13 protein-coding genes are annotated in these 12,930 nt (G+C 69.3%); 10 read left to right on the top strand and 3 right to left on the bottom strand.

The features are described from left to right. Window positions 1–18 precede the first annotated feature (18 nt). The gene (locus ACIQOW_RS25710; RefSeq protein WP_401088685.1) at window positions 19–2,520 is read left to right on the top strand and encodes a helicase-associated domain-containing protein; all 2,502 of its coding nucleotides are present in this window, start codon (window positions 19–21) and stop codon (window positions 2,518–2,520) included. A 10-nt stretch (window positions 2,521–2,530) separates the two neighbouring features. Here the strand turns inward: ACIQOW_RS25710 and ACIQOW_RS25705 are convergent, their stop codons facing one another. Further along, window positions 2,531–2,785 carry a hypothetical protein gene (locus ACIQOW_RS25705; RefSeq protein WP_401088683.1) on the bottom strand — a complete coding sequence of 85 codons (255 nt, stop codon included), beginning with the start codon at window positions 2,783–2,785 and terminating at the stop codon, window positions 2,531–2,533. Between the two features lie 320 nt (window positions 2,786–3,105). Then, complete coding sequence (locus tag ACIQOW_RS25700) at window positions 3,106–3,888, bottom strand: GIY-YIG nuclease family protein (protein ID WP_400808837.1); 783 nt, start codon at window positions 3,886–3,888, stop codon at window positions 3,106–3,108. 118 nt (window positions 3,889–4,006) lie between these two features. Here ACIQOW_RS25700 and ACIQOW_RS25695 point away from each other — a divergent pair, with 118 nt between their 5' ends. From ACIQOW_RS25695 to ACIQOW_RS25685, 3 genes are all read left to right on the top strand, one after another. After that, window positions 4,007–5,305 (top strand): DNA cytosine methyltransferase, encoded by a 1,299-nt coding sequence (locus ACIQOW_RS25695; RefSeq protein WP_401088681.1) that lies wholly within the window; start codon window positions 4,007–4,009, stop codon window positions 5,303–5,305. A 41-nt stretch (window positions 5,306–5,346) separates the two neighbouring features. Beyond that, window positions 5,347–6,105 (top strand): very short patch repair endonuclease, encoded by a 759-nt coding sequence (locus ACIQOW_RS25690; protein WP_400844639.1) that lies wholly within the window; start codon window positions 5,347–5,349, stop codon window positions 6,103–6,105. A 264-nt stretch (window positions 6,106–6,369) separates the two neighbouring features. Next, a complete protein-coding gene (locus ACIQOW_RS25685) occupies window positions 6,370–6,903 on the top strand; it encodes an NUDIX hydrolase (RefSeq protein ID WP_401088679.1) in 534 nt (177 codons plus the stop codon). On the opposite strand, the gene ACIQOW_RS25680 is transcribed toward ACIQOW_RS25685, so the two are convergent. Further along, a complete protein-coding gene (locus ACIQOW_RS25680) occupies window positions 6,904–8,217 on the bottom strand; it encodes a hypothetical protein (RefSeq protein WP_401088677.1) in 1,314 nt (437 codons plus the stop codon). Window positions 8,218–8,397: 180 nt separating this feature from the next. Between ACIQOW_RS25680 and ACIQOW_RS25675 the strand changes: the two genes are divergently transcribed. The 6 genes from ACIQOW_RS25675 to ACIQOW_RS25650 all read left to right on the top strand — a co-directional run bounded on the left by ACIQOW_RS25675 (window position 8,398) and on the right by ACIQOW_RS25650 (window position 12,258). Next, window positions 8,398–8,847, top strand: a complete 450-nt coding sequence (locus ACIQOW_RS25675; RefSeq protein WP_401088675.1) for an ATP-binding protein — start codon at window positions 8,398–8,400, stop codon at window positions 8,845–8,847. A 62-nt stretch (window positions 8,848–8,909) separates the two neighbouring features. Beyond that, window positions 8,910–9,050, top strand: a complete 141-nt coding sequence (locus ACIQOW_RS25670) for a hypothetical protein (protein ID WP_401088673.1) — start codon at window positions 8,910–8,912, stop codon at window positions 9,048–9,050. 117 nt (window positions 9,051–9,167) lie between these two features. Next, window positions 9,168–9,296: an albusnodin family lasso peptide gene (locus ACIQOW_RS25665; protein ID WP_350580324.1), complete on the top strand. Its 129-nt coding sequence runs from the start codon at window positions 9,168–9,170 to the stop codon at window positions 9,294–9,296. Window positions 9,297–9,378: 82 nt separating this feature from the next. Beyond that, on the top strand, window positions 9,379–11,076 hold the full coding sequence (locus tag ACIQOW_RS25660) for an albusnodin/ikarugamycin family macrolactam cyclase (RefSeq protein WP_401088671.1): 1,698 nt from the start codon (window positions 9,379–9,381) through the stop codon (window positions 11,074–11,076). Beyond that, a complete protein-coding gene (locus ACIQOW_RS25655; protein WP_401088670.1) occupies window positions 11,073–11,768 on the top strand; it encodes a lasso peptide biosynthesis B2 protein in 696 nt (231 codons plus the stop codon). The genes ACIQOW_RS25660 and ACIQOW_RS25655 overlap by 4 nt, the downstream gene beginning before the upstream one ends. Then, the gene (locus tag ACIQOW_RS25650; RefSeq protein WP_350580333.1) at window positions 11,707–12,258 is read left to right on the top strand and encodes a GNAT family protein; all 552 of its coding nucleotides are present in this window, start codon (window positions 11,707–11,709) and stop codon (window positions 12,256–12,258) included. Before ACIQOW_RS25655 ends, ACIQOW_RS25650 begins: the two co-directional genes overlap by 62 nt. Window positions 12,259–12,930 lie beyond the last annotated feature (672 nt).

Raw genomic sequence — 12,930 nt, 5'->3', positions numbered from 1 at the left:
CCGACTAACCTAGGTCGAATGACCACACAGCAGGGCCCTCAACGCCGGGGCAGGTCCGCCACCGGCCCACGCACCCTCGCCGAGGAACTGCGCGCCCGTCCCGACGACGCGCTCGCCGCCCTGCTCCGCACCCGCCCCGACCTGCTGAACCCCGTCCCCGGCGACCTCACCCAGCTGTCCGCCCGGCTCTCCTCGCGCGCCTCCGCGCTGCGCGCCCTGGAACGGCTGGACCGGTTCACCCTCCAGGTCGCCGAGGCCCTGGCCACCGCCCAGGACGGCGCCTCGCTGGCCACCGTCCGCACCCTGCTGACCGGCCCGGCCAAGGTCAGGCCGCACCCCGGCGCCACCCCGCTCACCCCGGCCGACCGGTCCGCCGTCGCCGACGCCCTGCCCCGGGCCATCGCCACCCTGCGCGACCGGGCGCTGCTCTGGGGCCCGGACAACGGCCTGCGACTGGTCCTCGCCGTCCGCGATGCGCTCGCCCCGACCGCCAACAACCCGGGCCGCACCGGCCTCGGCCCCACCCTCGCCGACGCCACCACCGGCATGTCCCCGGCCAGGCTCCAGCAACTGCTCGCCTCGGCCGGGCAGCCCCCCACCCCGGACCCGGTCACCGCCGTCGCCGCGCTCACCGGCCTGCTCACCGACCGCACCCGCTGCGCCGCGCTGCTCGACACCGCGCCCGAGGCCGCCCTGCGGCTGCTGGAGCGGCTGGTCTGGGGCCCGCCCACCGGCACCGTCCCGGACGCCACCCGCGCGGTCACCGCCGAGGACGCCCAGAGCCCGGTCGAGTGGCTGCTCGCCCGCGGCCTGCTGCTGCCCACCAGCCCCGGCAGCGTCGTGCTGCCCCGCGAGCTCGCCCTGCACCTGCGCGGCGGCCGCACCCACCGCACCGTCGAACCCGTCCAGCCCGAACCCGAGCCCGCCGCCGCCCCGCGCGACCCCCAGGCCGTGGACGGCGCCGCGGCCGGCCAGGCGCACACCGCGGTCAAGACCGTCGAGGAACTGCTCGACCACCTCGGCCTCACCCCGCCGCCCACCCTGCGCGCCGGCGGCCTCGGCGTCCGCGACCTCAAGCGCACCGCCCAGTCCCTGGAGAGCACCGAGCAGCAGACCGCTTTCTGGCTCGAACTCGCCTACACCTCAGGGCTGCTGGCCCCCGACGGCGAGGCGGACGAACGCTGGGCCCCGACCCCCGGGTACGACACCTGGCTGCACCTGGACACCGCCGAGCGCTGGTCCGTCCTCGCCACCGCCTGGCTCGCCGCCACCCGCGTCCCCGCCCTCACCGGCACCCCGGACGGCAAGGGCAGGCCGCGCGCCGCCCTCGGCCCCGAACTGGACCGCACCCTGGCCCCGTCCGTCCGCCGCGCCGCCCTCGCCCTGCTCGCCGAACTCCCGCCCGGCACCCCGGCCACCGCCGGGGAACTGCTCCCCGCCCTGCGCTGGCAGCGCCCGCTGCGCGGCGGCCCCACCGGCCAGGACGGCCGCGAGCTGCGCGACGACCTCACCGCCTGGACCCTCGACGAGGCCGAACTCCTCGGCATCACCGGCCGCGGCGCCCTGGCCTCCCCCGCCCGCGCCCTGCTCACCGCCGAGGCCGACCCGGCCGAGGTGCTCGCCCCGCTGCTCCCGCAGCCCCTGGACCACGTGATCCTCCAGCCGGACCTCACCGCGATCGCCCCCGGCCCGCTGCTCACCCCGCTCGCCCACGCCCTCGCGCTCTGCGCCGACATCGAGTCCAAGGGCGGCGCCACCGTCTACCGCTTCACCCCGGCCTCGGTCCGCCGCGCCCTCGACGCCGGCCGCACCGCCACCGACCTGCGGGCCTTCCTGGAGCAGCACAGCCGCACGCCCGTCCCGCAGCCGCTCGCCTACCTGATCGACGACGTCGCCCGCCGGCACGGCATCCTGCGCGTCGGCGCCGCCTCCTCCTACCTGCGCTGCGACGACCCGTCCCTGCTGGGCGAGGTGCTCGCCGACCGCCGCTCCGCCGAACTGCGGCTGCGCCTGCTCGCCCCCACCGTCCTGGCCTCCCAGGCCGCCCCGGACGTCCTGCTCGCCGCCCTGCGCGCCATGGGCTACGCCCCGGCCGCCGAGTCCGCCGAGGGCGACGTGCTGATCACCCGCCCGGACAGCCACCGCACCCCGCCCCGCACGGCGCCCGTCCCGGTCCCCGACGGCCCGCCGACCCCCGACGACGTCCTGCTCGCCGCGGCCGTCAAGGCCGTCCGGGCCGGCGACCGCGCCGCCACCGCCAACCGCCGCGAACCCGCCCCCGACCCGCGCCACCTCCCCCGCACCGCCGCCGCCGAGACCCTGGCCACCCTCCAGACGGCCGTCCTGCTCGGCGAGCGGGTGTGGATCGGCTACCTCAACGCCGAGGGCATCGCCAGCCAGCGGATCATCGACCCGGTCAAGGTCGAAGGCGGCTTCGTCACCGCCTTCGACCACCACGCCGACGAACTCCGCACCTTCGCCCTGCACCGCATCACCGGCGTCGCGGAACTCGACGAGTGACCCGCGGGCCTCAGTGCCCCTGCTGCGCCTCCTTCATCTTCTCCTGCACGGCCTTGTCCGCCAGGCTGCCGATCTGCCCCTGCCCGACCGGCACCGCACCCCCGGTGACGGTGTCCGCGAGCAGGAACCCGGGCGCCGCGATCAGGCCGCCGGGCCCCTCGCCGATGCCCGCGAGGGCGTGGGCCGAACCGGCCGAACCGGCGGTGGCCGCGAAGGCCGAGCCCATCAGGGCGAGGGCGGTGAGAACACGCTTCGACTTCTTCATGGCCAGCCCAACGAGCGACCACACACCGTGGTCACTCCGGGACACCCTCCCGCGCACCACCCGCGATGCGCGACACTGGAGGGTCTGCGTCAAACCACCCTGTCAGCCAGTGGAGGGCTTCCCCGCGTGAACGACGGACCGCTCATCGTCCAAACGATTGAGTGGGATACACATCCTATGGCTGCGTAACCGCACCGGCCAGCCCCACGTCCCTTCGCACCCGGACCGGCGGAGGAACTGGGCGCTCTCCGCGACAGGGACGCCCAAACAGTGCGCCCCGCCCGCGACCTCACGTCACGGGCGGGGCACCTGTCTCACAATTAGCTTGCGGCGACGGCAGGGAGCTCCTCACCGGCGATGTAATACTTTCGCGCACTCTTGGAATGCAATTCCTTTTGATACATCACGACATATCCAGGAAGTGCCATTATCTGCCAGGAATCGGGAAGCCTTGCGCTCACGAACCGAAAGAACTCATTCGCCGTCATCTCAGGCCAGCCAATATCAACCTGGAACTGCTCGTAGTAGCTCTCCCTCTTGGTTCGATGGTGCGCAAACCTGAAAGTGTAGGGGAGAGCATCCTTGGCGAACTTCAGGATAGAGCGCAGACTTTGATCCCCCTGAGGGAGATCACGTATCACCCAGTCAAGATTGGCAGGGTACAACTGATCGAAGTGATCACCAGAGAAAACCGTGGTATCGCGCTCGGCTCCAGGATCATTGATGCCGAAACCATTAAAATTCCAAGGCGCCCGACCATCGCCCTGAAACCTGTCAATGAGAAGCTTCTCCGGTGCGACTGCAGCGAAATCCTCATCCACGGACAAGGCTTTGAAGCTCATCCAGTCCAGGTGAATATTTTCGCGCCCACTCAGCTTATTGAGATGCTTCCTCAGCCTTTGACCGAGGGTGACATCAGCCTTCCCGATGTACACGGGGTCACCGTGCCGGTAGAGCTGATACACCCCCTTGTGATTCGGAAGGAGGTCGATGTTCTCATCGGTCAGAGGCGCTGGCTCCAGCCCTCTAAGTGCCGCAGCCAACTGATCGCCGAGCGCCTGAGTGATGCTCAGCTTGAACTCGGCGTGGTTCTCCAGTGACACGGCCTGGCTCCCTTCGGGCGAGTGATCGACATCACCTTAACTGGTGAACGAGAGGCGCAAGTTGCGCACATCTCTGAAATGTGCTTGATGATCGCCAACTCCGCGGTACACTTTGGACATGCCTGAGCTGCGAGAAGAACGCCAAGATGTGGGGACCTGCGTCGAGCTGTTTGCCGGCGGCGGCGGACTCGCCATGGCTGTGCACGCCGCGGGCTTCCGCCCGCTCCTGGTGAACGAGTACGCCCCACGAGCCTGCGAGTCGCTGCGGAACAACCCGCCGGACCCCAAGGAGCCAGAGAAGCGCTGGCCGCTCATCCCCGGCGATGTGCGCGAGATCATCAACTTCACTGACCACGTCAAGGACGAGGTCGACGTCCTCGCCGGCGGACCGCCGTGCCAGCCCTTCAGCCTGGGGGGCGCCCACAAGGGCATGGAGGACGAGCGGAACATGTTCCCCGAGATGTTCCGCGCCATCCGTGAGCTGAAGCCGAAGGCGGTCATCTGCGAGAACGTGCGTGGCCTGCTCCGACCGTCTTTCAGGCCCTACTTCGAATACATCTTGAACGAGATGCGCCTGCCGTTCGTCAAGCGCGAAAAGGACGCGACATGGGAAGAGCACAACGACGTCCTTGAAAAGCTGATCGCTAACGACTCCGTCGAGCTGTCGCAGCGATATGTGGTAAAGGAGATGGAGGTCAACGCGGCTGACTACGGCGTTCCTCAGATCCGGAACCGAGTCATCATCGTCGCGTTCCGCGCTGACCTCGGAATCGACTGGGCCAAGTTCATGCCCAAGCCGACACACTCCGAGGAGTCGATGATCCACTCCATGCGTGAGGGCGGGCCCTACTGGGCCCGGCATAAGGTGGACGCCGCCGCTCGCAAGCGCGTCATCGACAACCTTCCAGAACTCGATCTTGAGAACGAGAAGGTCAAGGAGAAGCTAAAGCTCGATCCGTGGCGTACTCTGCGTGACGCGATCGCGGGCATCGACGAGAACGAGGGAAAGCCTCTTCCTCCGGTTTCCGAGGAAGAGGTTAAGAACAAGGTCATCGTTGGGGGCATCCCGGACCACATCGGCTGGCCTGGCGCGCGCATGTACGCCGGACACACTCCGAACCTCCTGGACCGGCCGGCGAAGACCGTGAAGGCGGGCGTGCACGGTGTCCCGGGCGGGGAATCCGTCATGAAGCTTGACGACGTCGACTTCGCCAACTTCGGCGGCGGGACTGGCTACCGATACATGACCGTACGTGAGACTGCGCGGGTCATGACGTTCCCGGACCGTTGGATTCTCGACGGGCCGCGGGGAGAGAAGATGCGGCAGCTGGGGAACGCTGTGCCCGTCAAGCTCGGGATGGCCTTCTCCAAGGCTGTCGCTGAAGCCCTCAAGTCGGTCCCGGAGAAGCGGAAGTGACCGAAGCCGCGAGCGGTCGGCAGGGGCGCTGGAACGATCAGATGCCTCCCGATCGGGCGTGGAAGCCCAGAGTGGGGATGACCAGGGATGCCCGGGCCGCTGAGCAGGACCGAGCCGCCGGCAGCCGCCTCACACGCGCGGTCGAAATCGGCGAGGGCCGATACGCACGTGCGTCCATCGCTCTGCGCGTGTACCGCAGGACGCGTCGCATCCGTGCCTACCTACGGTGGTCACAAGAAGGCGACACACGGGAGCAGTACGTCGGCGAGGTAGACGCCGGCACCCGCGCCGCGAACCTCGCAAAAGCATGGGAGATGGCTCACGCCGCCGGTTATGTGACAACCGAGCCCCTTCCGCCCGGCTCGTGGGCGTCCTCTCCCGCTTCCCGCGCAGTAATGTCCGCCAACAAGGGACGGGACACGAAGCCCGAGATTCTCTTGCGGTCCGCACTCCACAGACGTGGTCTGCGGTATCGCGTCGGGGTAAGGCCCCTGTCAGACCTCCGCCGTACAGCCGACGTGGTGTTCACCAAAGCACGCGTCGCCGTCTTCGTCGATGGTTGCTACTGGCATGGCTGCCCGGAGCACCTTCGCCCCGCTAAAAAGGGCGCGGCGTTCTGGCATGACAAGATCGCGGGAAACCAAGCCCGTGATGCTGAGACCAACGAGGCACTACGGGCAGCAGGATGGCTTGTCATCCGGGTGTGGGAGCACGAAGATCCCGAACTAGCCGCACAGAATGTAGCGGAGGTAGTGCTGTCGAGGCAGCACACACCACCGAGGGCCAACGCCCTGGGCTGACCTTGCTTCGATGAGAAGGCGGAGGACGCATCCGCTGACGACAAAATCTCGCCTGGCGCGCGGACCACTCGGCGATCCGCGCGCCTACGAGCGTGTCCGCCTCAGCAAGCGCGGCAGACCCATTGGAAGACCACACTGTGTTCCAGACCGGAGACCCTGCAAGCTAGCCCCGACATTTCGTCAGACTGACGCAAATTTGCCGGAACTGCGCCGCTAAGCTCCACGGTCTGACATGCTGAAGTTCCAGCGAGAGGGGCCGCAGCGATGCAGTGGAAGATCCACGGGGAACGTCCGATCTACGAGAACCCCTGGGTGAACTTGTGGCTGACAGACGTCGAGCAGCCTGACGGGCGCCGCTGGGAGTACCACGTGGTCAAGCTGCGGCACCTGGCCGTGGCCGCCATCGTGAACAGCCAGAAGCAGGTACTCATGATGTGGCGGCACCGCTTCATCACCGACACCTGGGCCTGGGAACTCCCGATGGGGCTCATCGAGCCGGACGAGACCCCGGCAGATGCGGCAGCCCGCGAGGCACTGGAGGAGAGCGGCTGGAAGGTCGGCGAGATGAAGCCGCTGATCTACGCCCAGCCAGCGAACGGGATCACCGACTCCGAGCACTTCGTCTTCCGGGCCGATGCCATCGAGTACGTGGGCCCACCGACCGAGCGCAACGAGTCCGACCGGATCGAGTGGGTTCCGCTGTCCGAGCTGCGCGGCATGATCGACCGCCGCGAGATCGTCAGCAGCGGCACGCTCGTGGGCGTGCTCTACCTGCTGCTGGATGAGGCCGGCCTTTGATCAGCTGGCCGCGCTGGTGATCCGGTCGGCCAACGTCGCTACTGAGGCATTGGCCCGGTAGGGCTTGAGCAGGTGGCGGAACTCCTGGAGGTGGGCGACCACTCGGGGTGACTCGATCACTGCCGCGAGGTCGAGGGCTTCCGTGGCGGTAGCGCACGCCAACTCGACCTGCCGTCGCTGGAGCTGGGTCCGTGCGAGCCAAAAGCTGTGGAACGCGCGGCCCCGGAGGTTCGTCGTCGGTTCGGCCCGTAAGGCTTCGGCGATGAGGGGTTCGGCGGCGGTCGCGTCCCCCAGCTGACCGAGGGCGATTCCGGTGTCCACGGTGAGCTTGGTGTGGTCGAAGTACTCGACCCATGCGGGGTCCTCGTCCCCCTCGCGGATGCGCTCGAAGTGCTGTTGCGCCTCGGTGATCGCTCGATGGGTCGGCTCCTGGTCGTGTGCGCTCGCGTGGCCGAATGCTTCGCGCATCGACAACATGGCCATCAGCCTCGGCGTACCGCCGACAAGGCGCGCGCTGTCCTGCGCGGCTCGGGCGAGCGTGATCGCGTCCTGTGCCCTGTCCTGGTAGGTCGACTGGAGGCTGAGACAGGCCAGCACGTTGGCGATGAACGGACGGTCGTCGATCTCCCGTGCGAACCGAAGCGACTCGGTGAAGTAGCCCTGCGCCGTGTTGTACTGCCGTGCGTCGAAGTACGTCCACCCGGTGAGGCGTGCAAGCTCAGCAGCGATGCCGTGGAGACTGCGCCGGTAGTTGGGATCGGCGGTGTCGCGCATTATGCCCGTGACGTATCTGAGCTGACCGATCACCGCCGGCCGGAGCGCTTCGCCGCCGTGCTGGTCATCGCGCCGCCAGTAGTCCTCGATGGACGCTTGGAGGGACCGCAGGACGTTGGGCGTGACCCGCGTGCCCGCCGCGATGGCGAGGATGTTGTCGAGATCGCTGCCTGAACGCGAATCCACGACCGGCAACGGGGCACGGGCAGGCCCGACCGCCGGTGTCGGGCCTTGGCGCGGGATCGGCGACGGTTCCCAACTGCGGTCCGCCAGACCGAGCATCCGCCCCGGAATCCGTAGGCCATCCGCAATGCGTTCGATGACGGCCATGTTGGTGATCTTCGGTCGACCCTTCATCACCTCGCCGACCCTGCTGGGCGTCAACTCGCATGCACGGGCGATGCGCGACGGGTGAAACCCGCCTTTGCGCTTGGCGAGTTGGAAGATCAACGCGAAGTCTCTCTCCGCGCATGCCGCCACCATCTCGGGGTCCGCGAGCAGTCGACGCGGAAGCCCTGGTGACGGTGTGGACTCGCTCATGGCCAGCTACCCCCAGGGCAAGGAAGATCATCGCTCAGTGTCACGCGAGATAACCGACCGCGAGTTTACCCATCGTGGGTACACGCGCTGGCCTTATTTCGATACCGCCTGCCCCGGGATTCTGAGATCGCCTCCGGGGGGACACCCGGAGCCCGACTGATGGAGGGGGCGGTCCTACCGATGAGCCTGATCAAGACCGCCGGCCCATCAGGCACCGAGCACATCGAGATCCCGGTAGTACGACCTGGCGATCTTGGGTGTCTGCTCCATCTGCGCTGCCACCCCGAATCCGCGGGGACCGCACGCAAGTTGGTGGCTACCGCTCTGACGGCCTGGTCCCTTGAGCACCTCGCGGACGTGGCTGAGCTGCTGGTGACCGAGCTGGTTGCCAACGCGGCCAAGCACACGGGGTGTTCGCGGATCTCCGTCTCGGTGGACCGGCAGGAGGCGTCGGTGTGGGTGGGGGTCCGGGACTCGTCCCGCGCGCTGCCGTGCCGCACGGAGCCCGAGGATCAGGCGGAGTCCGGTTATGGCCTCGGCCTGGTGGAATCCCTTTCGTTCCGCTGGGGGGTGGACTGGGCCCCGTTCGGCAAGTGGGTCTGGTTCGCGCTGAGGACGGTGACGCCATGACCTCGAACGGGACTGGCGCTCGCGGTCAACACCGTGGCGAGCATCGTGATCCCGTTGGCACGGTGCTGACGGGGGTCTGGGCGCTCGGGCACGTGATCACGGTGCTCCTCCTCGGAACCGCCGTGGTGAACCAACTGGACGCCGACCACCACGGCCTGGCGCACACCGCGCTGTCGGCGCCGGACCACGAACCGCCGGCCTGAGCATCGGCTCACCTCAAGACTCCCCCCGGCCTCGACGACGACACCGGGGCGGGGGGCGCACCACCGTGACGGGACTGGACCCGCCACGCCCTACGGCAACGAAGGGAGGTGATCAGCATGGAGGACTTCGCTCGGCTCGACCCCGAGCCGGAGGAGGAGGTCGTCGTCCTGGGTGACGCGGCGCTCCTGACGAAGGGCAGCAACAGCCAGAGTGTGGAGGGCAAGCGCTCGCCCTACGACGCCTAACGGCAGTACTGCGGCGGTACCCCAGGACCCCCGGTGGGGTGCCGCCGCACCACTCTCGCGCTCAGTTCACGGAGGTGATCACATGAGCTTGTTCGGTGGGTCGATTTCCCGTTCTGCTCCGTCCCGGGTGCCGGTCGGTGCACGGGTTGTGTGGCGCGGGCCGTTGGCCTGGTCGGCGGGTGCTCCTGTGCGCTCGGCGAAGGGTGCGGGTGGGCGGCGCCTGGCTGTGTTCGGCCCGTGCGGGGCGACGGACGCCGAGCTGATCCGCCTTGTCCATTCTGCGGACCTGCGCGCCCTGGACGTGGCGGCTACGGCCTGGGCGGGCGCGTACACCCTGGTCTTCGATGACGGGTACGGCGTGTGCACGGTGTGGGCCGATCCGGCGGGCGCCGCCCCCGTCTATACGGCCCGCATGGACGGGGCTCCGGTGTGGGCGTCGAGTTCGCTCGCGCTGGCCTCCCTGCTCGGCGCCGAGCCCGATACCGCCTGGCTGGCCGCGCACCTGGCCGACCCGACCGAGTGGGTTCCCGGCCGGTCGGCCTGGACGGGAGTGGAACAGGTACCGCCGGGGCACCGCTGGTCGGCTACCGCGTCGGGCACGTCCGGCTTCACCCCGTTCTGGCGGGTGCCGGATATCGCCTGGGCCGATGCCGTGCGGCGGCTGCGCGCTGACCTGGCGGACGGCGTCCTGATCCGCGTCTCTGGTCGTGCGGCCTCCTCGGATCTGTCGGGCGGTCTGGACTCCAGCACCCTCGCGGCCCTCGCCGCCCAGTGTGGTCCGGTCACCGGCCTGACCTACCACCCCAAGGGCAGGGAGAGCGGTGGAGACATCGACCACGCCCGTGCCGTCGCCCGCGCGTTTCCCTCGATCCGCCACCGCTTCATGGCCCTGGGCCCGGAGCACCTGCCGTTCACCGGCCTCGGTTCCCTCCCACTGACGGACGAGCCAGCGCCGTCCGCCATGGTTCACGCCCAACTGGGCGCACAGCTCGACATGTTGGGTTCGGAGGGCGTCGATGTCCATCTGACGGGCGACGGTGGCGACTCGTTGTTCATGCCACCGCCCGTGCACATGGCCGATCTGGCCCGATCGGGCCGCTTCCTACGCTTGGCCAGCGACGCACAGGCATGGGCGCGCCTCTACCGGTCAAGCCCCTGGACGGCGGTGGCCGCCGCTTGCAATGCCCCGGGCAAGCTCGGCGGGGCATCGGCGCCAAGGCCGTGGCTCACCCGCTACTCGCTCGACCTGGCCGACGCCGTCACCGCTCCGTACCCGGAGGTGAACGGTCTCGGGCACGCGGACCGCCACCTCCTGGAGGAAGCCCGCTACGTCGGCCGGAGCGCTGCGACGGAGAACCAGCTCGCCGCCGCGCACGGCATCGAGATGCACAACCCCTTCACGGACACCCGCATCGTGGAAGCCGTCCTCGCCACACCCGCGCCCGAGCGGTGGTCCGCGCACCGGTACAAGCCCCTGCTGACCGATGTCGTGGCTCGTCTCCTGCCTCCCGGTGTCCTCCAGCGCGGGGCCAAGGGGGTGTTCGCGGCCGACCATCACCACGGGTTGCGCGCGAACAAGGCGGGTGTCCTGGATCTCACGGGCGGCTACCTCGCGGACCTCGGCCTCGTCCACCCGGCGGCCCTGCGCTCGCTGCTGGGCAATGCCGTGCTCGGCGTGGACATCCCGTGGGGGCTGATCGAACCCGTCCTCGGCACGGAGCTATGGCTCCGGTCCTCGACGGCTGTCGGACAGGCGATTCAGTGGGAGGAGACAGCGTGACCACACCCGTGCCGACTTCGTACACGCGCACCGCCCTGACCGGCAGGGCGGGCGTCGTCGTCAACTACCGGACCGGCGAGACGATCGTCCTCACGGGTGGCGCACTCGCTCGCTGGCTCGGTGCCCTGGGGCAGAGCCCGGCTCCGGCCCCAGTGACGGTCCGGGACTCGGAGGTGTCCTGGGGCACGAGTGAGGCCCCCGCCCGCCTGGAAGCGCTCGTCTCACCGCCGTTGGCCTGGCGCCTGGCTGCTGCTGCCGTGCTGGCGGCGACCCTTGCCGTGCGCACCGCCGGCCGCCCGGGATCGAAGTTCGGCCGCCTGCGCCACCTCGCCGAACTGGGCGGGGACCTCCCGTTGCCGACAACGGCCCACGCCCGCCTGGCGATACGCTCGGTCCGCTGGGCCGCTCGCGCTTTCCCGGCCCGCGTCGCGTGTCTGGAGGAGTCCACCGCGGCTTCGCTCCTGCTCGCTCTCGGCGGCCGTGGGGGCGCCTGGCGGCACGGGGTAGCCACCGACCCGATACGGCTGCACGCCTGGATCTGTGACGTTCACGGCCTGCCGGTCGAAGAACCCGAGCACACTGGCGACTACACGCCGATCAACGCACCAACCGACCTGGAACGAGGCCCCGATGCCCACTCCGAACATCCTGCTGCCCGGCAAGCGCGTCAGCTTGGCGATGACCAACCGTGACCACCTGACCGACTACCACCGCTGGGAGAACGACCCCGGCACGATCCTCGGCTTCGGCACGCAGGTCGCCCAGTCCTGGGAGGTCCGCGCCGGAGGCTGGGAGGCCCAGGGCCGCAACCGCGACTACCCCCAGTTCGAGGTGGTCACCGCCGACGACCACACCCCGGTGGGCATCACGACGCTCCAGATCGATCCGGCCGTGCGGACCGCCGAGTACGTGATCCTCCTGGCCCCCGAGGCGCGCGGGAAGGGCTTCGCCGCTGAGGCCACTGAGCTGACGCTCCGCTGGGCCTTCGAGTACACGGCCCTGCGCATGGTGTGGCTCAAGGTCCTGGAACCGAACGCGGCGGGCATCTCGGCCTACCAGAAGGCCGGGTTCCAGCCCGCCGGCCGACTGCGGCAGTCGGGTTACTGGCTGGGTCGTCCCTGCGACGAACTGCTGATGGACGCCGTCGCCGACGACTTCCTTCTCACCGCCGAGTCGGCCTGAACCACAGGCGCAACCCCGACAACCTCATAAGCGCGCCGGACCACCCCTGACCTTGGCGGGGAGGGTGGTCCGGCGGCGAGCTGACCTCGCTGACCAGCCCTGGTGCCGCATGGTACCGGGGCCGGAGGCATGTTCAGAGCGAATTTCTGACTGAGGGTCAGCGTGATGGATGGGGCATGTGCGGGACTCGGCCGGTGTGGTGGTGGCATGCGGGGCGCCATTCCGGTCGGGCCCCCCGATAGCTGCCGAGTTGTAGGGGCGGGCGGGTTCGGTCAAGCCCGCATGTACGGGCCTGTGCGTGGCGACGGTGGCGAGCGGTGCGGGCTTGACGGGTTCCGTTCGCCCCGGAGAATCGGGCGGCGGGGGGCCCGAACGAACGGCGGGCAACCATCGGCCGTGACCTGGCCACGCCGGGCCGGACAGCCTGTCCGGGGTCCAACCTGCTCTGCCGACCGCCACCCCGTTCCTTGCGCCGCCAGCGGGGCCGGCCATAGCGGGGCGGAGACAGGAGCGGCGGGCGGCAACGCGGCGGCGCGGGGGCCCCCCCAGGGGGGGCCCGCGTGTTTCCCGAAATAAAAAATTTAAAAACAACCCCCCCCCCCCCGCGGAACCCGGGTTTTGGCCCCCAAATGCGGCCCGGACGCATTGATGCAAAAAGAGCCCAGGAAAAAC

It is taken from the genome of Kitasatospora sp. NPDC091335, from assembly GCF_044757205.1.
In the GTDB taxonomy this organism is placed as follows: domain Bacteria; phylum Actinomycetota; class Actinomycetes; order Streptomycetales; family Streptomycetaceae; genus Kitasatospora.
Note: the sequence above shows the minus strand (reverse complement) of the source record. Positions and strands in the feature narration are given on the sequence as shown.

Excerpts from the sequence above, each read along its gene's own strand:
- ACIQOW_RS25710 (WP_401088685.1), top strand. The coding sequence starts at position 19 with ATGACCACACAGCAGGGCCCTCAACGCCGGGGCAGGTCCGCCACCGGC.
- ACIQOW_RS25705 (WP_401088683.1), bottom strand. The coding sequence starts at position 2,785 with ATGAAGAAGTCGAAGCGTGTTCTCACCGCCCTCGCCCTGATGGGCTCG.
- ACIQOW_RS25695 (WP_401088681.1), top strand. The coding sequence starts at position 4,007 with ATGCCTGAGCTGCGAGAAGAACGCCAAGATGTGGGGACCTGCGTCGAG.
- ACIQOW_RS25690 (WP_400844639.1), top strand. The coding sequence starts at position 5,347 with ATGCCTCCCGATCGGGCGTGGAAGCCCAGAGTGGGGATGACCAGGGAT.
- ACIQOW_RS25685 (WP_401088679.1), top strand. The coding sequence starts at position 6,370 with ATGCAGTGGAAGATCCACGGGGAACGTCCGATCTACGAGAACCCCTGG.
- ACIQOW_RS25680 (WP_401088677.1), bottom strand. The coding sequence starts at position 8,217 with ATGAGCGAGTCCACACCGTCACCAGGGCTTCCGCGTCGACTGCTCGCG.
- ACIQOW_RS25675 (WP_401088675.1), top strand. The coding sequence starts at position 8,398 with ATGAGCCTGATCAAGACCGCCGGCCCATCAGGCACCGAGCACATCGAG.
- ACIQOW_RS25665 (WP_350580324.1), top strand. The coding sequence starts at position 9,168 with ATGGAGGACTTCGCTCGGCTCGACCCCGAGCCGGAGGAGGAGGTCGTC.
- ACIQOW_RS25660 (WP_401088671.1), top strand. The coding sequence starts at position 9,379 with ATGAGCTTGTTCGGTGGGTCGATTTCCCGTTCTGCTCCGTCCCGGGTG.
- ACIQOW_RS25650 (WP_350580333.1), top strand. The coding sequence starts at position 11,707 with ATGCCCACTCCGAACATCCTGCTGCCCGGCAAGCGCGTCAGCTTGGCG.